Annotated in this window: 18 protein-coding genes; 9 read left to right on the top strand and 9 right to left on the bottom strand. The window is 72.8% G+C overall.

Going from position 1 to position 25,191, the window contains the following annotated elements; all coding sequences use genetic code 11:
* Positions 1 to 72 precede the first annotated feature (72 nt).
* The gene (locus ABT070_RS09650; protein WP_351757109.1) at positions 73 to 2,292 is read right to left on the bottom strand and encodes an NADP-dependent isocitrate dehydrogenase; all 2,220 of its coding nucleotides are present in this window, start codon (positions 2,290 to 2,292) and stop codon (positions 73 to 75) included.
* A gap of 207 nt (positions 2,293 to 2,499) precedes the next feature.
* Here ABT070_RS09650 and ABT070_RS09645 point away from each other — a divergent pair, with 207 nt between their 5' ends.
* Positions 2,500 to 4,050, top strand: a complete 1,551-nt coding sequence (locus ABT070_RS09645; RefSeq protein WP_351757106.1) for a M1 family metallopeptidase — start codon at positions 2,500 to 2,502, stop codon at positions 4,048 to 4,050.
* Positions 4,051 to 4,077: 27 nt separating this feature from the next.
* On the opposite strand, the gene ABT070_RS09640 is transcribed toward ABT070_RS09645, so the two are convergent.
* From ABT070_RS09640 to ABT070_RS09630, 3 genes are all read right to left on the bottom strand, one after another.
* Positions 4,078 to 5,175 carry a mechanosensitive ion channel family protein gene (locus tag ABT070_RS09640; RefSeq protein WP_351757104.1) on the bottom strand — a complete coding sequence of 366 codons (1,098 nt, stop codon included), beginning with the start codon at positions 5,173 to 5,175 and terminating at the stop codon, positions 4,078 to 4,080.
* A gap of 201 nt (positions 5,176 to 5,376) precedes the next feature.
* Positions 5,377 to 6,927 (bottom strand): amino acid permease, encoded by a 1,551-nt coding sequence (locus ABT070_RS09635; protein WP_351757101.1) that lies wholly within the window; start codon positions 6,925 to 6,927, stop codon positions 5,377 to 5,379.
* A 166-nt stretch (positions 6,928 to 7,093) separates the two neighbouring features.
* Positions 7,094 to 8,131 carry a hypothetical protein gene (locus tag ABT070_RS09630; RefSeq protein ID WP_351757098.1) on the bottom strand — a complete coding sequence of 346 codons (1,038 nt, stop codon included), beginning with the start codon at positions 8,129 to 8,131 and terminating at the stop codon, positions 7,094 to 7,096.
* A 310-nt stretch (positions 8,132 to 8,441) separates the two neighbouring features.
* Between ABT070_RS09630 and ABT070_RS09625 the strand changes: the two genes are divergently transcribed.
* From ABT070_RS09625 to ABT070_RS09615, 3 genes are read left to right on the top strand one after another with little or no spacing between them, the layout of a single operon-like run.
* Positions 8,442 to 9,881: an FGGY family carbohydrate kinase gene (locus ABT070_RS09625; protein ID WP_351757095.1), complete on the top strand. Its 1,440-nt coding sequence runs from the start codon at positions 8,442 to 8,444 to the stop codon at positions 9,879 to 9,881.
* Positions 9,878 to 11,242, top strand: coding sequence for an FAD-dependent oxidoreductase (locus tag ABT070_RS09620; protein ID WP_351757092.1), 1,365 nt, complete (start codon positions 9,878 to 9,880; stop codon positions 11,240 to 11,242). Before ABT070_RS09625 ends, ABT070_RS09620 begins: the two co-directional genes overlap by 4 nt.
* Positions 11,239 to 12,498 (top strand): NAD(P)/FAD-dependent oxidoreductase, encoded by a 1,260-nt coding sequence (locus tag ABT070_RS09615; RefSeq protein WP_351757089.1) that lies wholly within the window; start codon positions 11,239 to 11,241, stop codon positions 12,496 to 12,498. Before ABT070_RS09620 ends, ABT070_RS09615 begins: the two co-directional genes overlap by 4 nt.
* A 24-nt stretch (positions 12,499 to 12,522) precedes the next feature.
* Here ABT070_RS09615 and ABT070_RS09610 read toward each other — a convergent pair whose 3' ends face one another.
* Positions 12,523 to 13,446, bottom strand: a complete 924-nt coding sequence (locus tag ABT070_RS09610; protein WP_351757087.1) for a lysylphosphatidylglycerol synthase transmembrane domain-containing protein — start codon at positions 13,444 to 13,446, stop codon at positions 12,523 to 12,525.
* A 258-nt stretch (positions 13,447 to 13,704) separates the two neighbouring features.
* Between ABT070_RS09610 and ABT070_RS09605 the strand changes: the two genes are divergently transcribed.
* Positions 13,705 to 15,585 (top strand): ABC transporter ATP-binding protein, encoded by a 1,881-nt coding sequence (locus ABT070_RS09605; RefSeq protein ID WP_351757369.1) that lies wholly within the window; start codon positions 13,705 to 13,707, stop codon positions 15,583 to 15,585.
* A 56-nt stretch (positions 15,586 to 15,641) separates the two neighbouring features.
* Here ABT070_RS09605 and ABT070_RS09600 read toward each other — a convergent pair whose 3' ends face one another.
* Entirely contained in the window at positions 15,642 to 16,511 is an 870-nt protein-coding gene (locus tag ABT070_RS09600) for an SCO6745 family protein (protein ID WP_351757084.1), read from the bottom strand.
* 167 nt (positions 16,512 to 16,678) lie between these two features.
* On the bottom strand, positions 16,679 to 18,025 hold the full coding sequence (locus tag ABT070_RS09595) for a jacalin-like lectin (protein WP_351757082.1): 1,347 nt from the start codon (positions 18,023 to 18,025) through the stop codon (positions 16,679 to 16,681).
* Positions 18,026 to 18,482: 457 nt separating this feature from the next.
* On the opposite strand from ABT070_RS09595, the gene ABT070_RS09590 reads away from it, so the two are divergent.
* The 4 genes from ABT070_RS09590 to ABT070_RS09575 all read left to right on the top strand — a co-directional run bounded on the left by ABT070_RS09590 (position 18,483) and on the right by ABT070_RS09575 (position 22,338).
* Entirely contained in the window at positions 18,483 to 19,289 is an 807-nt protein-coding gene (locus tag ABT070_RS09590) for an MBL fold metallo-hydrolase (protein ID WP_351757079.1), read from the top strand.
* A 1-nt stretch (position 19,290) separates the two neighbouring features.
* Entirely contained in the window at positions 19,291 to 19,701 is a 411-nt protein-coding gene (locus tag ABT070_RS09585) for a nuclear transport factor 2 family protein (protein WP_351757076.1), read from the top strand.
* Positions 19,702 to 19,979: 278 nt separating this feature from the next.
* Positions 19,980 to 21,596 carry a sulfite oxidase gene (locus tag ABT070_RS09580; protein WP_351757074.1) on the top strand — a complete coding sequence of 539 codons (1,617 nt, stop codon included), beginning with the start codon at positions 19,980 to 19,982 and terminating at the stop codon, positions 21,594 to 21,596.
* Between the two features lie 82 nt (positions 21,597 to 21,678).
* Complete coding sequence (locus ABT070_RS09575) at positions 21,679 to 22,338, top strand: fasciclin domain-containing protein (RefSeq protein WP_351757071.1); 660 nt, start codon at positions 21,679 to 21,681, stop codon at positions 22,336 to 22,338.
* 125 nt (positions 22,339 to 22,463) lie between these two features.
* Here the strand turns inward: ABT070_RS09575 and ABT070_RS09570 are convergent, their stop codons facing one another.
* Together ABT070_RS09570 and ABT070_RS09565 are read right to left on the bottom strand one after the other, a co-directional pair.
* Positions 22,464 to 23,378 (bottom strand): YihY/virulence factor BrkB family protein, encoded by a 915-nt coding sequence (locus ABT070_RS09570; protein WP_351757366.1) that lies wholly within the window; start codon positions 23,376 to 23,378, stop codon positions 22,464 to 22,466.
* A 285-nt stretch (positions 23,379 to 23,663) separates the two neighbouring features.
* Entirely contained in the window at positions 23,664 to 25,085 is a 1,422-nt protein-coding gene (locus ABT070_RS09565) for an RICIN domain-containing protein (protein ID WP_351757068.1), read from the bottom strand.
* Positions 25,086 to 25,191 lie beyond the last annotated feature (106 nt).

Raw genomic sequence — 25,191 nt, 5'->3', positions numbered from 1 at the left:
GGGGCGGCGTCGGACGCACGTCCGCCCCGGCCGGGAAGGCCCGGTCGGGGCGGAGGCGGGTGCTGCGGGGCGTCAGCTCAGGGACGCCAGAGCCTCGTTCCAGGTGGTCGACGGGCGCATGAACGCCGCCGCCTTCGCCGGGTCGGGCTGGTAGTAGCCGCCGATGTCGGCGGGCTTGCCCTGGACGGCGTTCAGCTCGTCGACGATGGTCTGCTCGTTCGCCGCGAGGGTCTCGGCGAGCGGGGCGAAGGCCTTCGCCAGGTCCGCGTCGTCGGTCTGCGCGGCCAGCTCCTGCGCCCAGTACAGGGACAGGAAGAAGTGGCTGCCGCGGTTGTCGATGCCGCCGACGCGACGGGTCGGGGACTTGTCCTCGTTCAGGAAGGTCGCCGTGGCGCGGTCGAGCGTGTCGGCCAGGATCTTGGCGCGGGTGTTGCCGGTGAAGTCGGCGTACTGCTCGAGGGAGGGCACGAGCGCGAAGAACTCGCCCAGCGAGTCCCAGCGCAGGTAGTTCTCCTTGACCAGCTGCTGGACGTGCTTCGGCGCGGAGCCGCCGGCGCCCGTCTCGAACAGACCGCCGCCCGCCATCAGCGGGACGACCGACAGCATCTTGGCGCTGGTGCCCAGCTCCAGGATCGGGAACAGGTCCGTCAGGTAGTCACGCAGGACGTTGCCGGTCACCGAGATGGTGTTCTCGCCGCGGCGGATGCGCTCCACCGACAGCTTGGTGGCCTCGACCGGCGCGAGGACACGGATGTCCAGGCCCTCGGTGTCGTGCTCCGGCAGGTACGCCTCGACCTTGGCGATCAGGTTCGCGTCGTGGGCGCGGGTCGCGTCCAGCCAGAAGACGGCCGGGTCGCCGGTGGCGCGGGCGCGGGTGACGGCCAGCTTCACCCAGTCCTTGATCGGCGCGTCCTTGGTCTGGCAGGCGCGGAAGATGTCGCCGGCGGAGACCGTCTGCTCGATCACCACGTCGCCGGCCCGGTCGACGAGGCGGACCGTGCCGGTGGTCGGGATCTCGAAGGTCTTGTCGTGGCTGCCGTACTCCTCGGCCTTCTGCGCCATGAGGCCGACGTTCGGGACGGAGCCCATGGTCGACGGGTCGTAGGCGCCGTTGGCGCGGCAGTCGTCGAGCACGGCCTGGTAGACGCCGGAGTACGAGGAGTCCGGCAGCACCGCGAGGGTGTCGGCCTCCTGGCCGTCCGGGCCCCACATGTGGCCGGAGGTGCGGATCATGGCCGGCATCGAGGCGTCGACGATCACGTCGGACGGCACGTGCAGGTTGGTGATGCCCTTGTCGGAGTCGACCATGGCCAGCTCCGGGCCCTCGGCGAGCTCGGCGTCGAAGGAGGCCTTGATCTCGGCGCCCTCCGGCAGGGACTCGAGGCCCTTGTAGATGCCGCCGAGACCGTCGTTCGGGGTCAGCCCGGCCGCGGCGAGCGTCCGGCCGTACTGCGCGAAGGTCTTCGGGAAGAAGGCGCGCACCACGTGACCGAAGATGATCGGGTCGGAGACCTTCATCATCGTGGCCTTGAGGTGCACGGAGAACAGCACGCCCTCGGCCTTGGCCCGGGCGATCTGCGCGGTGAGGAACTCGCGCAGCGGCGCGACGTGCAGGACGGAGGCGTCGACGACCTCGCCCGCGAGGACCGGTACCGACTCGCGCAGCACCTTGGTGGAGCCGTCGTCGCCGACCAGCTCGATCCGCAGGGAGCCGGCCTCGGAGATCACGACCGACTTCTCGGTGGAGCGGAAGTCGTTCTCGCCCATGGTCGCGACGTTGGTCTTCGACTCCGACGACCAGGCGCCCATGCGGTGCGGGTGGGTCTTCGCGTAGTTCTTGACCGACGCGGGGGCGCGGCGGTCGGAGTTGCCCTCGCGCAGGACCGGGTTCACGGCGGAGCCCTTGACCTTGTCGTAGCGGGCCTGGATGTCCCGCTCCTCGTCGGTCTTCGGGTCGTCCGGGTAGGCCGGCAGCGCGTAGCCCTGGGCCTGGAGCTCGGCGACCGCGGCCTTGAGCTGCGGGATCGACGCCGAGATGTTCGGCAGCTTGATGATGTTGGCCTCGGGCGTCTTGGCCAGCTCACCGAGCTCGCTCAGCGCGTCCGGGATGCGCTGGTCCTCGGTCAGGTACTCCGGGAACAGGGCGATGATCCGCCCGGCCAGCGAGATGTCCCGCGTCTGGACGGCGACACCCGCCTGCGAGGCGTACGCCTGGACCACCGGCAGGAAGGAATACGTCGCCAGGGCCGGGGCCTCGTCAGTGTGCGTATAGATGATGGTCGAGTCAGTCACCGGGTGCTCCGCTCCACGTCTGCAACATTGCTCGACATCAAGATATCTCGTGACCGGCGCCGGCTCGACAGGGGTCTCCTCACACCTGGCGATGTCCGGATGTCCTCCCGGTGCAACCGAAGCGGCTGTTTTCGCGGTCATGGAGGTAGATCTCGACCTCATCCGACGGCCGGACCGACCACCCGGCCGCCCGAGCGAAAGCGGACCATGAGATATCGCAGCAGAGTGACGGCCCCGGCGGCCGCGCTGATCGGCACGGCGGCAGCAGTCCTGGCCGGGGGAAACGCGGCCTACGCGGACACGGACACCGAGCCCGGTGACGCCCCGGGCCCCGAGACCCTCGGCGACCCCGTCTTCCCGGCCCTCGGCAACGACGGGTACCGCGTCGGCGCCTACCACCTCGACTTCTCGTACGACCCCTCGACCACGCTGGTCGACGCCACGGCGACCCTGGAGCTGCGCACCACCCAGGCTCTCGGCCGCTTCTCGCTGGACGCCCTGGGCCTGGACATACGCACGGTCCGCGTCGACGGCCGCACGGCCACCTTCGAACAGGTGGACGAGAAGCTGCGGATCACCCCCGCCCGGCCGCTGCCCGCCCGGGCCCGGGTCACCGTGTGCGTGACCTACACGGCTGATCCGCGCCGCGCGCTCGCGCACACCGCGTGGGTCCCGACGGCGGACGGGTTCGCGATCTGTCCCCAGCCGGACTCGGCGCACACCGTCTTCCCCTGCAACGACCACCCGTCGGACAAGGCGGACTTCACCTTCCGCATCACCGTCCCCGCCGCCCTGCGGGCCGTCGCGAGCGGCTCGCTCGTGTGCACCGAGGACCTGTCCGGCGACCGCACCGCGTACACCTACCGCTCCCGCTCGCCGATCGCCACCGAACTGGTGCAGATCACGGTCGGCGACTACGTCGTCAAGGAGCGGAGCGGCCCGCACGGACTGCCGCTGCGCGACGTCGTCCCGGCCGCGCGGGCCGAGGCCCTGGAGCCCGCCCTCGCGCTCACCCCCGGCCTGGTCGAGTGGCTCGAGGCACGGCTGGGCGCCTACCCGTTCGAGACGTACGGACTGCTGCCCTGCAACTCCGACGACCCGAACGCCTTCGACTTCACGGGCCTGGAGACCCAGACCCTCACCCTGTACAAGCCGAACTACCTGCTCCAGGCGGAGCCGAAGATCGGCTCGCACATGATGCACGAGCTGGTCCACTCCTACTTCGGCAACAGCGTCAGCCCCGCCACCTGGGCCGACCTGTGGCTCAACGAGGGCCACGCCGACTTCTACGGGCTGCTGTACCGCTACGAGCGGGGCTGGCCGGACTCCCTGGGCCTGACCACTTTCGAGGCCCGGATGAAGGACACCTACGCGCGCGGCGACCAGTGGCGCAGGACGTCCGGCCCGGTCGCCGCGCCGAACGCCGCCAACCTCTTCGACAGCCAGCGTTACCTGGGCGGCGTCCTCGTCCTGTACGCGCTGCGGCAGCTCATCGGCGAGGACGCCTTCCACGCGGTCGAGCGGGCCTTCCTGGCCCGCCACCGCAACTCCTCGGCGTCGACGGAGGACTACATCGCCCTCGCCTCGCACACCTGCGGCCAGGACGTGTCCGGCTTCCTGCGGGACTGGCTCTACGGGACGACGACCCCGAGGATGCCCGGGCATCCGGACTGGACGGTCACCCCGGTGACGCCGTCCCTCACGGCCCCGCGCCGACAGGCGGGCGTGCGCTGGCACGAGAACTCGGCCACGCTCTGACCCGGCGGCCGACGCCGTCGGCCGCCGTCAGTCGTGCAGGGCGGGCTGACCGCCCTGCACGATGTCGTCGCCGGTCCGCTGCTGCGGGATGACGACCGTGCCCGACTGCAACGCCACGGTGCGGGCCGGCGCCGGGATCCGGATGCCCTCCTCGCGGTAGCGGCGGTGCAGCCGCTTGATGAACTCGTGCTTGATCCGGTACTGGTCGCTGAACTCGCCGACGCCCAGGATCACCGTGAAGCCGATCCGCGAGTCGCCGAAGGTGTGGAAACGGATGGCGGGTTCGTGGTCCGGGAGAGCGCCGTCGACGCCCGCCATGACCTCCGCGATGACCTCGGAGGTCACCCGCTCCACCTGCTCCAGGTCGCTGTCGTAGGCCACGCCCACCTGCACCAGGATCGTCAACTGCTGCTCGGGACGCATGTAGTTGGTCATGTTCGACTTGGCGAGCTGCCCGTTGGGGATGACGACGAGGTTGTTGGAGAGGGCGCGCACGGTCGTCTGACGCCAGTTGATGTCCTCGACATAGCCCTCCTCGCCGCTGCTCAGCTTGATGTAGTCACCGCGCTGGACGGTCTTGGAGGCCAGGATGTGGATGCCCGCGAACAGGTTCGCGAGGGTGTCCTGGAGGGCCAGCGCGACGGCCAGACCGCCGACGCCCAGGGCGGTGAGCAGGGGGGCTATGGAGATGCCCAGCGTCTGGAGCACCACCAGGAAGCCGATCGCCAGGACCAGGATCCGGGTGATGTTCACGAAGATCGTGGCCGAGCCGGCGACCCCGGAGCGCGAGGAGGTCACCGACTGCACGAGCCCGGCGACGACCCGCGCCGCCGACACGGTCACCACGAAGATCAGCAGGACCGTCAGACACTGGTTGACGGTGTGCTGGACGGCCTTCGTCAGCGGCAGCGCCGCGGCTCCGGCCGCGGCGCCGGCGGCGATCATCGACCAGGGCACCACGGTGCGCAGCGCGTCCACGACGACGTCGTCGCCGCTCCACCTCGTGCGCTTGGCGTGCTTCGCCAGCCAGCGCAGCAGCGTGCGGGACAGGAAGGCGGCCAACAGGCCGGTGGCCAGGGCGATTCCGGCGATGGCTCCGTCGTCCAGGGTCAGGGCGCGGTTCACCGGTCACCTCCGGGAAGTCGATCCGCGGCACGCGGGGCCGCCGACGGCCGGATGTGAAGTCTCGTCACGATGTCACCTGTTCGCTTCCGGGATGTGCGGTCGCGCCCGCCGTTCGCGGAGCGGGCGCGACCGCTCATCCTGCCGTATCCGGCACGGGAGTTCGTACCCGAGGATCCGGTCGCGGTGGCGGGATCCCGCAGCTCAGACGATTCCCTCGGCCAGTTCGGCCTGCTCGCGGTCCGATCCGTAGGCCGCGGTGGTGGGCGTCCCGTACGAACGGCGGGCCACGAACCACCACACCGTGGCGAGGAGCAGTACGACGGCCAGGGCCACGGACGCGTAGTTCATCGTGTCCACCGTCACCGGCGACGACTGGGGCAGGCAGAACAGCACCGTCACACAGGCCACCCACGCCACGGCGACCCACCCGACCGGGCGGCTCCAGCGGCCGAGATGCCACGGCCCCGGCCGGAAACGGTCCCCGGCGCGCAGTCGCAGCAGCACCGGGATGGCGTACGCGGGGGTGATGCCGATGACGTTGATGGCGGTGACCGCGCCGTACGCCGTCGCCGAGTACAGGGACGGCAGGGCGAGCAGACCCGCGACCACCACCGACAGCCACACGGCCGCGACCGGGGTCTGGGTACGGCTGCTGACCTTGCGCCACAGATCCGAGCCCGGCAGGGCCCGGTCCCGGCTGAACGCGAAGACCATGCGGCTGGCGGCGGCGACCTCGGCGTTCCCGCAGAACAACTGGGCGGTGATCACCACGACGAGCAGCGCGCTCGCGCCGTCCGTGCCCAGCCCGTCGAGGAGGATCTGGGCGGGCGGCACGCCGGTGTCGGTGGCGCGGGTGGCGGCGTAGTCCTGGATGGCGAAGGTCAGCCCCGCCAGCAGCGCGAAGCCGGCGATCCACGACACCCAGATGGAGCGCACGATGCCCTTGGCCGCCGACACCGAGGCGTTGGAGGTCTCCTCGGAGAGATGCGCCGAGGCGTCGTAGCCGGAGAACGTGTACTGGGCCAGCAGCAGCCCGATCGCGGCCACGTACACCGGGTTGTGCCAGCCGGTGTCGTTGACGAACTCGGTGAACACGAACGACGGCGACCGATGGTGGTCGGGCACGATCCACAGGGCGCCGACGATCAGCGCCACCCCCGCCAGATGCCACCAGACGGAGACGGAGTTGAGGACGCTGACCAGGCGGACGCCGAACAGGTTCAGCACGGCGTGCAGCAGCAGGATCGCGACGAAGATGAGCATCGTCTTCTCCGGCGTCGGCTCGAAGCCCCAGCGGAGGTTGGCGAACGCGCCCGCGAACAGCGCGGCGCCGTAGTCGATGCCGGCGATCGCCCCGAGCAGGCCGAGCAGGTTCAGCCACCCGGTGTACCAGCCCCAGCGCCGGCCGCCGAGCCGGTCGGCCATGTAGTACAGGGCGCCGGACGTCGGATAGGCGCTGGTGACCTCGGCCAGCGCGAGCCCGACGCACAGCACGAACAGGCCGACGCCCGCCCAGCCCCAGAGCATCACCGCGGGGCCGCCCGCGCCCATGCCGAAGCCGTACAGGGTCATGCAGCCGGACAGGACCGAGATCACGGAGAAGCTGATCGCGAAGTTGCCGAATCCCCCCATCCGACGGGCCAGCACCGGCCGGTAACCGAGTTCGCGCAGCCGCTGTTCCTCGTCGGGACGGGGCACGGCGGGTATCGCGGGTACGGCGGGCAGAGCCGCAGGGTCGGGGACGCTGGACATGACAAACCTCCGAAGGCGGAAGGGCTGCTGGGGGAGCAGGGGGGAAGCGGGGGACACGGCGAGGAGGAAAAGAGGGGAGGGGGCGAGAGGGGACGGGACGTGAGGGGATGGGAGGAAGGGGAGGAGGGGGGAGGGGACGGTGGCGGGTGAGGGCGTCCGGACGGCCTCAGGAACCGGGCCCCCGCTCGGGCCCCCGTGCTCCGGGCCCCCGTGCTCCGGGCCCCCGTGCTCCGGGCCGGCTGCGCGTGCGGGCCTGGAGGAACACCTGCACGGCCTCCGCGTGATCGCCCGGGGCCGGGGCGCGGTACGCCCAGGGCAGCGGCGTGCAGTACGGACCGATCGCGTCGAACACCTCCGCCGCGTCGGCGAAGCGGAGCGCTCCCCACAGGGCGTGCGCCAGGTGGTTGAGGTCGAGCGGCGAGCGTTCGGCGGGACCGGCGCGGTCGAACCACCCCTCCCGCGCCCGCAGCGCCTCCCGGGTCGCGTCCTCGGCCACCCAGTGCAGGTCGAGGGCGGCGCCGCGGCCGGCACCGCGCCGGTAGCGCTCCGCCCGGACGTAGAGCGGCAGGACGTGCAGCGCGGAACCCGGCGGGGCGGTGCCCGCGACCAGGTGAGCGAAGCCCGACGCCGCCGCCAGCCGCCCGGAACCCGCCCGCGTGTACAGGAACTGGAGCATGCGGTGGTGCGCCTCGCGGTTGTGCGGGTCACGGCGGCCGGCCTCGTCCAGCAGACCCCACGGGCCCGGCGGGAGGGTCGGCTCGGGCGGCGCCGCCCGGTGCTCCTCCCACAGCAGCTCGCGGTCCAACTGGGCCAGCGCCAGCAGACACACCCACGGCACCGGGTCCGGCGGCGCGGTCCTGGCCGCGGACTGGCTCAGGTCCCAGGCCTCGATCCACAGTTCGTGCGTCCGCAGATGGCGCTCGCGTCGCGCCCGCAGCGCCCGCTCCACGGCGACCCGGGCCTGCATCACCGTCGCCGGCACGCTGTGCGGCTCCTCGGCGAGCCAGGCCCGCACCACGTCCGTCCCGGCCGCCGCCGCGGCCAGCACCTGGGTGCGCCGCGTCCACTGGCACCAGGCCGTGGTGCGCTCCAGCAGGAGGCGCATCGACAGCCAGCGGCCGGTGCGCAGCTCCTGGAGGGCGGCACGCAGATCGCCGTCGTGCCCGGCGGGGTCGTAGGCGGGCCGTGCTCCGTCTCTGGCCATCAGCCGGCCGCCCGCGGGCGGGGCACCGGCACGACGGCAGGGTGGAGTAACAACAGCCCTCCTCGGGGCGGCGGATGGGGCGGCGGGTGAGGAGATCGCGTCGGTCGGCCGTCACTATAGGGGTGCGGGAAACGCATCACACTCGTTTCCCGCTCGATCCAACTGACCTTTTGAACAACGGAATTGACTGGCCATCAGCCAGTGAACGGAAACGGGTCGCCGCTGGTCGGGGGCCTCTTGACGCGACCCGTGCGCCGACGGCAGGCTGTCGCCCCGTGATCACCCGAACCGATCACCGAGGGAGGGCACGATGACGGGTCCGGTGCTCGCCGTCGACCAGGGCACCTCCGGCACCAAGGCCCTGGTGATCTGTCCCGAACGCGGTGTGATCGGCACCGGGTTCGCCGCCGTGCACCCCCGCTACCCGTCCGGCGCCCTGGCCGAGGTGGCCCCCGACGCGCTGTACGACTCGGTCGTCGCCGCCGGCCGCCGGGCGCTGGCCGAGGCCCGCGAACCCGTCGTGGCGCTCGGCCTCGCCAACCAGGGCGAGACCGTCCTCGCCTGGGACCCGGCCACGGGCCGCCCGCTCACCGACGCCCTCGTCTGGCAGGACCGCAGGGCCGCCTCCGTGTGCGCCGGACTGGAGCCGTACGCCGACGAGTTGCGCGAGCTCACCGGGCTGCCCCTGGACCCGTACTTCGCCGCCCCCAAGATGGCCTGGATACGACGGCACCTCACCACCGAGGGCGTCGTCACCACCAGCGACGCCTGGCTCGTCCACCGCCTCACCGGCGCCTATGTCACCGACGCCGCCACCGCGGGCCGCACCCAGCTGCTCGACCTGGACCGCTCGCGGTGGTCGCCGCGCGCCCTCGACCTGTACGGGCTGTCCGGCGAACGGCTCCCGGAGATCGTCGACAACGCCGAACCGGTGGGCACGACCCGCGCGTTCGGCCCGGAGATCCCGCTCACCGGCCTCGTCGTCGACCAGCAGGCCGCCCTGCTCGCCCAACGCGTCACCACGCCCGGCATCGCCAAGTGCACGTACGGCACCGGGGCGTTCCTCCTCGCCCCCACCGGCGACACGGCCCGCCGCAGCGCCTCCGGGCTGGTCGGCTGCGTCGCCTGGCGGCTCGGCGGACGCACCGCCTACTGTCTCGACGGCCAGGTGTACACCGCCGCCTCCGCCGTCCGCTGGCTCACCGGCCTCGGGGTCATCCAGGGCGCCGGCGACCTCGACACCGTCGGCGCCACCGTGCCCGACAGCGGCGGTGTCACCTTCGTCCCCGCCCTCGCCGGACTCGCCGCCCCCTGGTGGCGCGGCGACCTGCGCGGCTCCCTGACCGGACTCGGCCTGGACACCACCCCGGGGCACCTGGTGCGCGCCCTGTGCGAGGGGCTGGCCGCACAGATCGTTCAGCTGGCCGAGGCCGCGGCGGCCGACCTCGGCGGGCCCGTGTCGACCCTGCGGGTCGACGGCGGCCTGACCCGCTCGGCCCTGCTCATGCAGACCCAGGCCGACCTGGCGCAGTGTCCCGTCGAGGTGTCCCCGCTGCCCGACGCGACGGCCCTCGGCGTGGGCGCCCTGGCCCGCCTCGGCGCCACCCCCGGTCTGAGCGTCGCCGACGCGCTGCCGGGCGGCAGGCCCTCGGCCGTGTACGAGCCCCGCATCCCGGCGGCGGAGGCGGCGCGGCGGCTGGGCGAATTCCGCGCTGCCGTGGGCGCGTTGCTCCAGCGGGAGCCTGCGTGACGGTGACCGCCGAAGGGCCGCTGCCCACGGCGCCGTACGACGTCGTGATCGTCGGCGCCGGAGTCGTCGGCTGCGCCGTCGCCCGCGAACTGGCCCGCCGGCCCCGGCTGAAGGTCGCCCTCGTCGAGGCGCAGGACGACATCGGCCAGGGCACGTCCAAGGCCAACACCGCGATCCTGCACACCGGTTTCGACGCGGTCCCCGGCTCGCTGGAGGCCCGCCTGGTCCGCGAGGGCGCCGCCCTGCTCGCCGCGTACGCCGCGGAGTCCGGCATCCCCGTCGAGCCGGTCGGCGCCCTGCTCGTGGCCTGGGACGAGGAGCAGCTCGCCGCACTGCCCCGGCTGGCGGAGAAGGCGGAACGCAACGAGTACCAGGACGCGCGTCTGATCGGGGCCGCCGAACTGTACGCGCGTGAACCGCACTTGGGGCCCGGCGCGCTCGGCGCGCTGCACGTGCCGGGCGAGAGCGTCGTCTGCCCCTGGACGACCCCGCTGGCGTACGCCACCCAGGCCGTCCGGCACGGCGTGGACCTGCACCTCGACTCCCGCGTCGAACAGGTCCGCCGACAGGACGGCACACACGTGATCGGCACCGCCCGGGGCGCCCTGCGCGCCCGTTTCCTCGTCAACGCGGCCGGTCTGCACGCCGACGCGCTCGACCGGCTGCTCGGCCACCACGACTTCACCGTCGTCCCGCGCCGCGGCCAGCTCATCGTCTTCGACAAGTTCGCCCGCGATCTCGTCCACCACATCCTGCTGCCCGTGCCCACGGCCCTCGGCAAGGGTGTGCTGGTCGCCCCCACCGTGTACGGCAACGTCCTGCTCGGCCCCACCGCCGAGGACCTGGACGACAAGCGGGCCACGCACTCCACGGCCGACGGCCTCGCGGGACTGCGCGCGCAGGGCGGCCGCATCCTGCCCGGGCTCCTCGACGAGGAGGTCACCGCCGTCTACGCGGGACTGCGCGCCGCCACCGAGCACGAGGACTACCGCATCACCGCCCACCCCGGCCGGGCCTGTGTCACCGTCGGCGGGATCCGCTCCACCGGCCTGACCGCGTCCCTCGCCATCGCCGCCCATGTCGTCGGCCTGCTCGAGACCGAGACCGGTCTCGACCCGGGGCCGGTGCGCGAACTGCGACCCGTCCGGATGGACCGGCAGGCGACCGGCCCCGAGTACGGCGTCCTCGTCTGCCACTGCGAACGTGTCTCCTTGGGCGAGATCCGGGACGCCCTGGCCCATCCGATCCCCCCGCGCACCGTCGACGGACTGCGCCGCCGCACCCGGGCCCGCGCGGGCCGCTGCCAGGGCTTCCACTGCGGGGCGGCCGTGCGGGCCCTGCTGGAGGAGGCGCGGCAATGAGCGCAGTACGCCGGGTCGACGTCCTGGTCGTCGGCGCGGGCCCCGCGGGCCTCGCGGCCGCCGCCCGGCTCGCCGCCGCCGGGGCGGGCCGGGTCGAGATCGTGGACCGGGAGACACGGGCCGGGGGAGCGCCTCGGACGTGCGCGCACGGCGGCTACGGCACCCTGCTGCATCCCCTCACCGGCCCCGCGTACGCCCGGCTGCTGGTCACCGCGACCCGGCGGGCCGGGGCGACCGTCCGCACCGGTGTGACGGCCCTCGACTGGGCCGGCCCCCTGGCCCTGCACACCCTCGGCGCCGAGGGGCCCGGGACGATCACCGCACGGGCGGTCGTCCTGGCCACCGGCGCGCGCGAACGCCCCCGGGCGGCCCGGCTGGTGCCCGGCACCCGCCCGGCCGGTGTCTACACCACCGGCGAACTCCAGCGGGCCGTGCACGTCCACGGGCAGCGGATCGGTACGCGCGCGGTGGTGGTCGGCGCGCAGGACGTCTCGTACGACGCCGCCGACACCGTTCGGGCCGCCGGCGCCACGGTCGTGGCGATGCTCACCGGCCTGCCCGGCCCGCAGACCGCCCCGGTCCGTGCCGCCGGCTCCCGGCTGCGCCACGGCACCGCGCTCCTCACCGGCACCACCGTCGTCGAACTGCTGGGCCACGGACGCCTGTCGGGCGTGCGGGTGCGGCACCGCGACGGCCGTACGGCCGTACTGCCCTGCGACACCGTCGTGTTCACCGGCGACTTCGTCCCGGACCACGAACTGGCCCGGCGCGGCGGGCTCGCCCTGGACCCCGGCACCCGCGGCCCGGCCGTCGACGGCGCCCTGCGCACCTCGCGCCCCGGTGTCTTCGCCGTCGGCAGCGTGCTGCACGCCGTGGAGAGCGCGGCGACCGCGGTCCGTGAGGGCGCCCACGCCGCCGCCGCCGTCCTCGACCACCTCGCGGACACCGATGACCCCTCCGGCGCCGGCCAACCCTCCGGCGCCGACCGGGCCGGTGCCGTCCCCCTCCTCGTGGACCCGCCCCTGCGCTGGATCGCACCGAACCGCGTCACCCCGGCCGACCGTCTCCCCTACGTCCTGCGCACCGCGACGCGACTGACGCGCCCGGTCCTGCGCGTCACCCAGAACGGGCGTGTGCTGCACCGGGAACGGGTGTGGACGGCCGTCCTGCCGAACCGCACCCTGCGCCTCTCGGCCGGCTGGACGCACCGGGTCGACCCGCGGGACGGTCCCGTCCACGTGGGTGTCCGGCCCTGAGACGCCCGATGCCCGGCGGGTGCCTCAGATGACCTTCATCCGTACCAGCGCACCGAGCGTCAGCGCCCCCGGCACCAACGGCAGCCACACCGTGATGATCCGGTAGCCGAGCACCACGGCCGTGGCCAACGCCACCGGGCCGCCCGCCGCCACCAGCGCCACGACCAGCGCCGCCTCCACCGAGCCGATCCCGCCCGGCGTCGGGACCAGCGCGACCGCCACCGTCGCCGCCAGGTACGCGACCGCCATGTGCGCCACCGGCACCGGCAGCCCCAGCGCCTGCCCCATCGCGGCCAGGCCGCTCGCCTGGAGCACCGGGAACGCCAGCGAGCCGCCCCACAGGGCCAGTGCCCGGGACGGACGGGAGTGCACCGAGCGCGCCTCGCCGAGCGCGGTGCGCAGGAAGGAGCACAGCGCCGACCGCAGCCGCCGTACGAGGGCGAGCGCGCCCGCCACCACCAGCACGGCCGCCCCGAGGACGCCCAGCAGCGGGCCGAGCGCCCCGCCGGGCAGCAGGGAGCCGAGCCGCAGCGCGTCGGGGAAGACGAGCAGCAGCACGGTCAGCAGGCCCACCCGGGCCACGCCCTCCGCCAGCAGATACAGCGCGAGGGCCGCGGAGGAGCGGGCCAGGGGCACCCCGCACACGGTCATGAACCGCAGGTTGACGGCGCTCGCGCCCAGTCCTGTCGGCAGCAGGTGGTTGGCCGCCCCCGCCGCGAACTGCGCGGCCAGCAGCCGCCGTCCGGGCAGCCGCTCCACCACCGCGCCCTGCCGGGTGACGGCCGCCGCCACCCAGGTCAGGCAGGTCGCGCCGAGCGCGGCCAGCAGCCAGGGCCACTCCGCGCCGCGCAACTGCGCGAAGCCCTCGACGAGAACGGACCGGTGCCGCACCGCGACCACGGTGACGAGCAGGAGCGGAAGCAGACACAGGAGCTGCCGCACCGGCACGCGCCGGGCCGGCCTGCCTGGAGGAAGGGGAACGGGAACCGCTGTCACACTCGGAGAGGTTCTCCGCACGGTGCCAACTGCGGGTTGCGGAAGCGGGGACGGAACATTACGTACGGTCATCGGGTCCTTCGTCTGATCCTCTGCCTGAACCGCTGTCTGATCCCTCGGCCGATCCTTTGACCGATCCCTTGTCGTCGAGGATGCGGGGAGAAAGTTGACCTCAAGGTTGCTTGAGGTCCTACGGTCGCTCCCATGAGCATGGAGAGCACCGCCTGGACGCAGCTTTACAGCGTCATGAACGCCCAGCAGGAACGCCGCCCCTTCGACCGGGTGACATTGCGCCGCATCGGCGCATTCGCCCGCCCGCACCGCCGCCGGATCGCGCTGTTCGTCCTGCTGGGGGTGGCGACCGCGCTGCTCGCGGTCGCCACCCCCGTCCTCGCCGGGCGGGTCGTCGACGCGATCGTGTCGCACGGTGACGCGGACGCGGTCGTCCGGCTGTCGCTGCTCATCGCGGTCATCGCGGTGCTGGAGGCGGCGCTCGGCATCCTGGGCAGGAGGCTCTCGGCGACGCTGGGGGAGGGCCTCATCCTCGATCTGCGTACGGCCGTGTTCGATCATGTGCAGCGGATGCCGGTCGCGTTCTTCACACGTACCCGTACGGGAGCGCTCGTCTCCCGACTCAACAACGACGTGATCGGCGCCCAGCGCGCCTTCAGCAACACCCTCTCCGGAGTGGTCTCCAACCTGGTCACCCTGATGCTCACCCTCGCCGTCATGCTCACCCTGTCCTGGCAGATCACGCTGCTCGCGCTGGCCCTGCTGCCGGTGTTCGTGCTCCCGGCCCGGCGGATGGGCAGCCGGATGGCGGGCATGCAGCGCGAGGCGGCCACGCTCAACGCGGCGATGGGCACCCGGATGACCGAGCGCTTCTCCGCGCCCGGCGCCACCCTGGTCAAACTGTTCGGCAGGCCCGAGGAGGAGTCGGCGGAGTTCGCGGCCCGGGCGGCCCACGTCCGGGACATCGGCGTGCGTACGGCCACCGCCCAGTCGGTGTTCATCACCGCCCTGACCCTCGTCTCCGCCCTGGCCCTCGCCCTCGTCTACGGCCTCGGCGGCCGTCTCGCGCTGAACGGCACCCTCGAACCGGGCGCCGTCGTCGCCCTCGCCCTGCTGCTGACCCGCCTGTACGCCCCGCTGACCTCCCTCGCCGGCGCCCGGGTGGAGGTGATGAGCGCGCTGGTCAGCTTCGAGCGGGTCTTCGAGGTGCTCGACCTGAAGCCGCTCATCGAGGAGAAGCCGGACGCCCGCGAGGTGCCGCCGGGCCCCGTCGCGGTCGAGTTCGAGGACGTCCGATTCGGCTACCCGTCCGCCGACAAGGTCTCCCTGGCCTCCCTGGAGGAGGTCGCCTCACTCGACTCCCGCGGCGGCGCCGAGGTCCTGCACGGCGTCTCCTTCCGCGCGGCTCCCGGGCAGACCGTCGCCCTCGTCGGCTCCTCGGGCGCCGGCAAGTCGACCGTCGCCCAGCTCCTGCCGCGCCTGTACGACGTCGACGCGGGCGCCGTCCGGATCGGCGGGGTCGACGTCCGTGACCTGAGCGCGGGCTCCCTGCGGGCCACCCTCGGCATGGTCACCCAGGACGGCCACCTCTTCCACGACAGCGTCCGCGCGAACCTCCTGCTGGCCCGCCCCGACGCCACCGAGGACGACCTCTGGGAGGCCCTGCGCCGCTCCCGTCTGGACGACCTCGTCCGTTCCCTCCCCGACGGGCTCGACACGGTCGTCGGGGAACGCGGCTACCGCCTCTCCGGCGGTGAGCGCCAGCGCATGACCATCGCCCGGCTGCTGCTGGCCCGCCAGCGCGTCGTCATCCTCGACGAGGCCACCGCGCACCTCGACAACACGTCCGAGGCGGCCGTCCAGGAAGCCCTCGCCGAGGCCCTCGCGGACCGTACGGCGATCGTCATCGCCCACCGGCTGTCGACCGTGCGCGCCGCCGACCTGATCCTCGTCGTCGAGTCCGGCCGGGTCGTGGAACGCGGCACGCACGAGGAGCTCCTGGCGACCGGCGGACGGTACGCGGAGCTGCACCGGACACAGTTCGACCAGCCCGGGATGACGGAGGCGGCCGCGCGCTGAGGCGGGGCCGGGGCGGCGCGCCGACGGGCCGCCCCGGCCCCGCGAGGCTCCGAAGGTCAGCGCTTGGCGAGCAGATCCGCCGGGAACGCGCCGGCGGCGAGCGCGGTGCGCACGAAGACCGTGCCGAGCTCGGTCAGCCGGGCCACACCGTCCACGCCCAGGTGCGCGTACGGGGCATGGTCCAGCCGGTCCGTCTCCCGCTCGATCTCCTGGCGCAGCGCGCGGCCCTGCTCGGTCAGTTCCCCGTCCGCCTCCAGCAGACCGCGTTCCCGCAGCCGGCCGACCGCCGCGTCCCAGTCCTCCGGGCTCCAGCCGCGGGTGTCGAGCACCCACTTCGGGGACATGCCCTTGCCGGTGGCCGTGTGGGTCACCAGGGCCTCCAGACCGTCGAGCCCGGCCGCCATCAGCACGGCGAGGTGCCCGTCGCCCCGGTGCTCGCGCAGCAGCGTGGCCGCGTGCCAGTACGCCAGGTGCGGCTCCTCGGGGACCGGCAGGTCGGCGTGGGCCGAGTACAGGGGCCGGGCGCTGCGCGAACAGGCCTCGGTGGCGCGCAGGGCGAGCCGTGCCGCCTCCGCCATCTCCGCGGACGCGACCACGTCCTCGCCCAGCTGGCGCCGCAGCGTGGTGTCGACGGCCCGTGTGCGGGCGGCCAGCACCTGTTCGGGGGAGGCCGCCTCCCACACCGCGGGCACGTGCCGGGCGACGAGCGTGTGCTTGTAGTTGTAGAACGTCGCCGTCACCGCGCCGGCCCCGACGGGCCCGAGCGCGGCCGCCCGCACGGCGAAGTTGACGGCCCGCGGGTGGGTGACGCCCAGCGCGCCCAGCTCCCGGCCCACGTCCGGCGAGAAGTAGTGCGTCGCGTGCAGCGAGTTGAGGATGCTGTGACAGTGGCGGCCCGCGCGCGGGTCCGGAGCGACGGTGGTCATGCGGGCACGATACCGACCGGTCGGTAACTTTTCCAGGAGTGGTCGGCCCGCACCCGATCCCGCTTCCGGCGGACGCGCCGGAGCCGGCGTCGAAGCACCGGGCGGCGACGCACCGGGCGGCGACGGCCCCGAGGCCGCCGCCGCAGGTCCCGTGAGCGGGGAGCGGGTCAGCGCCGGGTGTAGAGGAGGCCGAGCTTGTCGATCTCGTCGCCGGAGCGTCCGTGGAACCCGGCGAGCTGCCATCCCGACGGCGCGGTGCGCGTCACGCAGTCGGAGGTGGTGGTCCCGCCGGACAGGCTCCTGCCCAGGTTCGTGGTGAACCTGGCGTAGAAGATCCGGGTGCGGCCGTCCTTCTGGCCCTGGCACAGCTGGGCCGAGGTGACGTACTCCCCGCTGCCCAGGGTCAGGGACGACGCGGTGCCTCCGGTACCGCCGTGGGTGAGGACCCTGCCGTTGTCGAGGGTCAGGCCGACGCCGTCGACGCGGGAGCCGCTGCGCAGCGAGAGGACGACGGCACGGGCGCCCGCCGGTACGGCGTCGATGTCGGTGTAGTAGTCGCCGTGCGGTCCGCCGTACTGGTCGCTGAGCCGGAAGTCCTCGTTGCGCGACCAGGAGAAGCCGACCGCGATGGGGTCGTGGTCGGACAGCATGAGGCCGTCGTCGGTGAGGAAGGCGGCGTGTTCGTTGCGGTAGGACGTGGCGTCGAGCGACACGAGTCTGCTGCTCCGGTAGAGGACCTTGTCGACGACCTCGCAGGTGTCCGGCACGGTGGGCCCGGTCTGGTCGCAGACGAGGGCGTCGCTGCCCTTGGCCGGCGGGGTGCCGCCGCGGACGAGTTCCACCCAGGCGTCGGTGAGGCCGTTGGCGGCGGCGAACTCGGCGATGGTGTCACCGGCGCGGGTGTAGCGGGTGTTGGTGTCGCCCATGACGACGACGGCGTTGCCGGCCGAGTGGGCCTTGACGAAGGCCGTCAGCTGGGCGAGGTTGTCGGCGCGCGAGGCCAGGTCGCCGGCGTTGGTGCCCGCGTTGGTGTGCAGGTTGTAGAAGTCGACGTACACGCCTTCCGCCAGCCGCTCACGCATGAAGGTGAAGCCCTTGGGGGTCAGGCAGTCGCCGGAGTCGATCTGGCAGGAGTTCCAGCGCACCCGCTCGAAGTCGTCGGCGTCGTAGGGGAGTTTCGCGAGCGTGTTGAGCCCGCTGCCGATGCCGGCGCCGCCGCTGGTGGGGGTGCGGTAGGCGTGCGCGGTGTCGCCGGCGTAGAGGTGGGCGTGGTAGTTGAAGTCCTCCTCGACGTGCACGATGTCGTACGGCGCGATACGCCGGCCGATGGCCGTGGTGCTGGACTCGCGGGGAGTGGACGCGCTGGAGAGGATCTCCGGCAGGCCCGCGACGTTGTAGGTGAGGGTGCTGAAGGATCCGGAGGCCGGGTCCGCGGCGGCGGCGGGTGACGCGGTCGCGACGAACCCGGCGCAGGTGATGGCCGCGGCCGTGAGGCATGCGAAGAGACGGCGCATGAAGCGGAACTCCTGTGAAGTGGGGTGGGGCAGCGGGAACTTACCGCTGGTAACCCACTTCTGTCGCCGGCTCCGCCGGGGGAGATCGAAACTTGACCGCCTGGTCCGGTCCAGGGGTCTCGGTGACGGCTCACCGTCCGGCGCCGACGGGGCGAGCGGCTCGAGAAATATCTGACCAGTCAGGTATTGTTGGTCCGGTGAACCGCTCGTGCCGGGCGGGCACCGCACATCTGCCGCCGAGGTCCCCGATGACGCCTATCCACGTTCCCGACGCGTACCGCGATGGGCCGTACGGCTGCTCCCCGACGCTCCCCGACGCTCCGCGACGTGACTCGGCCGCGTCCGGAGCCCGACGCGGACGACACGGAGCGGCGCCTCACGGCGTCGGCCTCCGCCCGCTCCTCAGCCCGCTCCTCCTGACGTCCGACCGTTCCCGACCACCCCTGAAGGAACCACCATGAGCACGCTCGACTTCAAGGTCCTCGACCTGGACTTCCCGGCCGGCAGCAAGAACAAGACCGCCACCCTCGTCACCGGCGAGAACGAGGCACTGCTGGTCGACGCCGCCTTCACCCGTGCCGACGGCCACCGCCTGGCCGCCGAGATCCTCGACTCCGGCAAGCGGCTCACCACCGTCTTCGTCAGCCACGCCGACCCCGACTTCTACTTCGGCGCGGAGGTCCTCGCCGACGCCTTCCCGGCGGCGAGGTTCGTCGCGACCCCGCTCGTCATCGAGCACATCGCGCACTCCTACGAGGGCAAACTCAAGGCGTGGGCGGCCCTCGGCCCCAACCTGCCCACCCGCCTGGTGGACCTCGAGCCCCTCCTCGGCGACCTCACCCTGGAAGGCCACGTCTTCGAGCTCAGGGGCGGCCCGGCCGCGCTGCCCGACCGTCACTACCTGTGGCAGGCGGAGGAGCGAGCGGTCCTCGGCGGCGTCCTGCTCTTCCAGCGGGAGCACGTCTGGGTCGCCGACACCCCCACCCCCGGTGACCGGGCCGCGTGGATCGACCTGCTCGACGCCATGGCCGAGCTGGAGCCGCGGCTGGTCGTGCCGGGCCATCGACTGCCCGGCACGGCCGCGGACGCGTCCGCCATCACCGCCACCCGCGAGTACCTCGTCTCCTTCGAGGAGGAGCTCGGCAGGGCGGCCGACGGCGCCGCGCTGACCGACGCACTCGTCGAGCGCTACCCGGACCACGGCATGCTGATCGCCGCGCAGATCGGCGCGAAGGTCGCCAAGGGCGAGATGAAGTGGGGCTGAGATGAGCGAGTTCGCGACCTCCACCGCCCCCGCCGACGTCGTACGCCGCCAGTACCTGGCCTCCGCGGCAGGCGACCTGGAGGCCCTTCGGGCCACCCTCGCCCCGGACGTGGAGTGGACCGAGATGGCGGGCTTCCCGCTCGCCGGCACCTACCGCACCCCCGACGGCGTGACCGCCAACGTGATGGAGCGGCTCGGCCGGGACTGGAAGGGCTGGACCGCCCACGACGACACCTATGTCGTCGACGGCGAGAACGTCGTCGTCCTGGCCCGCTACACGGCCACCAACAACACCACCGCCAAGGCGATCGACGTCCGCGTGGCGCACCACTTCGTCGTACGCGGCGGACTCATCGTCCGCTTCGAACAGTTCGTCGACACCGCGCTCGTCCGCGACGCGATGACCCCCTGATCCCCCGCACCACCACCCCGCACCGCGCCACCCGTACGCCGCGGCGCACCCGCGTCGCGGCGTACGGGCCGCACCTGAAGATGCTCCCCGGACCCGGCCGGCCCGGAACGGCCCGAACCGGAACGGCCCGGAACGGCGGACGCCCGGTGTTCATGGATGGATGCCGGGGCACAAACAGGTGATCCGTTGCGCAGGCGGATGCGGATTGGTCCGGAAACACATTCCGTCCGATCGGGTGATCGACCAATCCGTTCCGCGAGTCGGCACGGATTCCCCCTGTGACGGACGGCGAGAAGGAACCTCGAAATACCCGCAGTTGGCTGCGGCCGGCGCTCGGCGCGCTCAGTGGCGCGGTCGCGGGATTCGCCGCGCTCGCCGTCGCCGAAGCGGTATCGGCGTGGGTGCGTCCGCAGGCCGGACCGGTCATCGCGGTCGGAGGCGCGGCGATCGACCGCACGCCCGCGGCCGTCAAGGACTGGGCCGTCAGGAATTTCGGCACCGACGACAAACTCGTTCTCGAGTCCGGGATCCTTGCCGTACTCGCGCTGTTCGCCCTCGCCTTGGGAATTCTCGCGCTGAAATACCGGCGCGGCGGATCGGCCGGAATGCTTTTCTTCGGTGCCGTGGGCGCGGCGGCGGCGATCGGCCGCCCGGATTCCACGGGGTTCACCGACGCGCTCCCCTCTGCCGCTGGTGCGGTCGCCGGAGCCGGTCTGCTGTTCCTCCTTGTCGGCCGCCTGGGGATCCGCGGGCCTGCGCCGAGCCGGCCCGACGCCACGGAGGACGACACGTTCCGGGGGCCGGGGTGGGACCGGCGTGGGTTCGTCCTCGCGGCGAGCGCCGCCGCCGTCGCGTCCGCCGGCGCCGGAGCGTTCGGCCGGGTCCTGAACGCGTCGAGCGGCCGTGACGCGGTCGCCTCCCGCAAGGCCCTCGTACTGCCCGCCCCGGCCTCGCCCGCCTCCGCCGTGCCCAAGGGCGCGCAGTCGCGGATCCCCGGGGTCAGTGCCTTCACGACCCCGAACAAGGACTTCTACCGGGTGGACACCGCGCTGGTGGTGCCCAAGGTGGATGCGACCGCCTGGCGGCTGCGCGTCCATGGCGAAGGGGTCGCCCGCCCGGTCACGTTGTCCTTCGACGACCTGCTGCGGCGGGAGCTGATCGAGCGTGACATCACGCTGACCTGTGTGTCGAACGAGGTCGGCGGACCGTACGTGGGCAACGCCCGCTGGATCGGCGTACGCCTGGCCGACCTGCTGGCCGAGTGCGGGGTCACGCCCCCCTCCGAGGGCGGGCGCGCCGATCAGCTGGTGGCCCGGTCGGTGGACGGTATGACGATCGGCAGCCCGGTCGAGGACGTCATGGACGGCCGCGACGCGCTGCTCGCCGTCGGCATGAACGGCGAACCGCTTCCGTTCGCGCACGGGTTCCCGGTCCGCATGGTGGTGCCCGGCCTCTACGGCTACGTCTCCGCCTGCAAGTGGATCGAGGACATCGAGCTCACCACGTTCGACGCCTACGACCCTTACTGGGTCAAGCGCGAGTGGGCCCGCAGGGCTCCGATCAAGACCCAGTCCCGCATCGACACCCCCAAGCCCTTCGCCCGCCCCACGGCCGGCACCGTCATGGTCGCCGGGGTCGCCTGGGCCCAGCACCGCGGTATCGACAGGGTCGAGGTCCGTGTCGACGACGGCCCCTGGCGCCAGGCGCACCTCGCGGCCGAGGACTCCCGTGACACCTGGCGCCAGTGGTCCTTCCCCTGGCAGGCGACCAAGGGCGGCCACACCCTCACCGTGCGCGCCACCGACCGCACCGGCGCGGTGCAGACCGAGGAACGTGCCCGCACCGTCCCCGACGGCGCCAGCGGCCGGCACTCCGTCGTCGTCACGGTCGACTGACCGCCGACCGATCCCCTCAAGCCACCTTTCACCACCCCACAGGAACGCGGCGCTCGCCGCGATGAACCACAGGAGAAACACCATGAACACCCGTATCCGCCGTGTCGCGATGACCGTGGCCGCTGCCGCCGTTCTGCCGCTGGCGCTGAGTGCCTGCTCGGACAACGGCAGCGACTCCGGCAGCGCGGACTCCACCGGCAAGGTCTCGGCCTCGGCGACCGCCTCCGACGACAGCATGGGAGGCTCCGGCAGCACCTCGACGGCGGACCAGCCGTTCGGTCCGGCCTGTTCGACGGTGCCCACGAGCGGGGCAGGCTCGTTCGACGGGATGGCCCAGGACCCGGTGGCCACCGCGGCGTCCAACAACCCGGCGCTGTCCACGCTGGTGACCGCGGTGAAGAAGGCCGGCCTGGTCGACACCCTCAACAACGCCCAGAACATCACCGTGTTCGCCCCGACCAACGACGCCTTCGCCAAGATCCCCAAGGCCACCCTGGACAAGGTCCTGGCCGACAAGGCCCAGCTGACGAAGATCCTCACCTACCACGTGGTGGGCCGGAAGCTGACCCCGAAGGACCTGGAGAACGGCTCCTTCGACACGCTGGAGAAGTCGAAGCTGACCACCTCGGGCTCGGGCGAGTCCTACACCGTCGAGGACTCCGCCAAGGTGGTCTGCGGCAACGTCAAGACCGCCAACGCCAACGTGTACATCATCGACACCGTCCTGATGCCCACCGACTGACCGAACGTCATGTGCCGGGCGCCGCCGGTGTGGCGCCCGGCGGCGGGCCGCGGGCAGCGGTCCGCGGGCAGCGGTGCCGGTGCCGGTGCCGGCACCGGGAGCGGGCCCGGGCGGCCGTACGAGGGCTACGGCGCCGGGGACGGCTTCCCCGCGCTCCGACCGTGACCGCGCGACCGGGAGAGCTCCGCGGCGAACTGTGCCCCCGTCAGCAGGGCGAGGTTGGACAGCCACAGCCAGACGAGGAAGACGACGACGCCCGCGAGCGAGCCGTAGAGCCTGCTGTACGCGTTCAGGCCGGCGGCGTACCAGGCGAAGCCCGCCGAGACCACGAGCCACAGTGCGGCCGCCAGCGCGCCGCCCGGCAGACTGTGCCGGCGCAGACGGGCCGGGGCCGGACCGGTGTGGAAGACGACCACGACCAGGAGAGCGACCAGGCACAGCAACAGCGGCCAGCGCAGCACGTTCCAGGCCAAGGTCACGGTGGTGCCCACGCCGATGATCCGGCCCGCCGCCTCGGCCAGCGGACCGGTCAGCAACAGGACGAGGGAACCGGCGAGGAGCAGTCCCAGCAGGGCGAGAGCGGTCAGCAGGATGCGGGGCGCCTTGCGCCAGGGCGAGCGCCGGTCCTCGGTCCGGTGCATGTGGTGCAGGGCCCGCCGGAAGACGGCGAGATAGCTGGAGGCCGACCACAGCGCACTGGTCGCGCCGGCCACCAGCAGCGGCCAGGCCGTACGGTCGGCGCCCAGCGCACGGGACAGCACGGCGTGCAGGTCGGCGCCGGACTCGGCCGGGGCGTAGGCGGTGACGTGGGTGACGAACTCCTCGGCCGTGTCCGGGCTGATCAGCCCGAACGCGAGGACGGTGACCATCATCGCGGGGAGCACGGCCAGGATCGCGTAGTACGTCAGCGCCGCCGCGTAGTCCGTGATGTCGTCGTTCCACAGGGACGCCGGGGTACGCCGCAGCGCCGGCCACCAGGCGGCGGGCAGCCGGGGCCGGAGGGCACGACGTGCCTCGCCGGCGTACGGGTCGGCGGACAGGGCTGCCCCGGAGAGCCCGGACGCGGGCCCGGGCGCCGGGGCGGGTGTGCGCGCGACAGGGGCGGCCGCCGGCCCCCGGCGGCGTACCGTGCCGCCGGGGGCCGACCGGGCCGCGCCCGTGATCATCCCTACGAACCGTGTGCTCATGTCCCTCCACCTCTCACCCGGATCCGCTCCCGCACACCCCGCGCCGAGCCGCGGTTTTCCCGAACCGTGACTCGGCCGTGCTCGCGGGCTCCCCTCGTCGGGCAGGTGGACGTCGTCGAGGGGCGGGCGGACCGCGCCTCAGGAATCCGCGGGATGGATGATCTGCCACTCCTGGTCGTCGGTGTTGGAGCAGGTGAAGAGCGTGAGGTGGGCTCCGCTGCCGCCGGTGCTGTATCCGGCGACGTCCAGGCACGCGTTGTTGCCGGCGTAGTTGCGGATCCAGTAGTTGCCGCTGTCCTGCTTGTCGAGCCACCACAGCTGGTTGTCGGCGGTCGTTCCGGCGCAGGCGTACTCCAGGATCGGGGACCTGATCGGCTTCGCGCCGTAGTCCGGCAGATCCACGCACAACTGGTCGTCGACGTTGCGGATCTGGAAGAGAGCCGTGCCGCCGGGGCCCAGCTTCGGGTACTTCACCTCCAGGTTCCACCGCTGGGTGCCGCCGGTGTCCTCGTCGCAGGCGGCCTGCACCACCCGGCCCGCCGAATCGGCGTCGTCGGCGGCGGGGAGGTCGGCGCACATCTTGGTCGTCGGGTTGCGCAGCATGATGTCGGACGCGGGCAGCACGCTCGGGGGCTTCGGCTTGGCCGACGGGGACGCGGCGCCGCCGCCCGCGCCGGCCTGCGCGGAGGGTGACGCGGCAGGCGGGGCCGACTCGGCGGGCGCCGCGGACGCGGCAGGTGCCGAAGGCGGTGCCTGCGGCGGTGAGGGGGAGGGCGACAGCGTGCTGACGGCGACCTCCTGCAACTCCCGGGCGGTGCTGGTGACGTTGGGTTTGTAGGCGATCCACAGCATCACGAGGGCGATCGAGAGCGCGACGAGGATCCCGAGCGTCCTGGCCAGCCAGCCGGGCAGGAAACTCCGCTGCACATAGGTGCCCTCGACCGTGAGCGGCGTCACCCCCGACCGCTTCACCGCGAGGGTGTAGGGCCGTTCCGTCCTGGACCCGAACCAGATGATCTGCCGGGGCTTCAGCGTGGCCTTCACGAACGCGGCCCGGCCGGGCTCGATCTGGAAGCTGCCCGGCTGGATGTCGTACGACAGTTGGTCGCCGTTGTCGCTGCCGCTGAGCGACCCGGTCAGCTTCGTGTTGCCGAGGTTGTCGACCGCCAGCTTCGGCCGCCCCCGGAAACGGCCCTTCACCGTCGGCGGGACGAGCTCGGCCCGAATCTCCGTGAAGGGGGCGATCGTCAGATTCCCCTCGGGAACGGTCACCGCCTCCGGATGCTCGGTCGGGGTGATCCGCACCGCGTACGGGTTCGGGCCGGCCGTCGCGTCGGGCGTACGCGGCGGCGCGAAGGTCAGCTCCACCGTCCCCGTCGTCCCCGGGTACAGCCGCAGGGTGGCCGGCTCCACCGTGGTCCAGGGCGCGATGTCACCGACGGGTTCGAAGCGGTACTCGTCGACCACGTCACCGGTGTTGCGCAGCCGCAGCCGCACGGTCGTGCTGCCACCGGGATCCACGGTGGCCGAGAAAGGTTCGAGGGAAGTCCAAATGCTCACTGCTCGACGTTACGGGGGCGGTGCGCGTCCGTCAGGAGCCGTCGGGGCAGGCCGACCTGCCCCGACGGGCACCGCCGGCCCCGCCGGCGCCCGGGTGGGAGAGGCC

Origin of the sequence: Streptomyces sp. NPDC002884, assembly GCF_040295245.1 — a bacterium.
Classification (GTDB): Bacteria; Actinomycetota; Actinomycetes; order Streptomycetales; family Streptomycetaceae; genus Streptomyces.
Note: the sequence above shows the minus strand (reverse complement) of the source record. Positions and strands in the feature narration are given on the sequence as shown.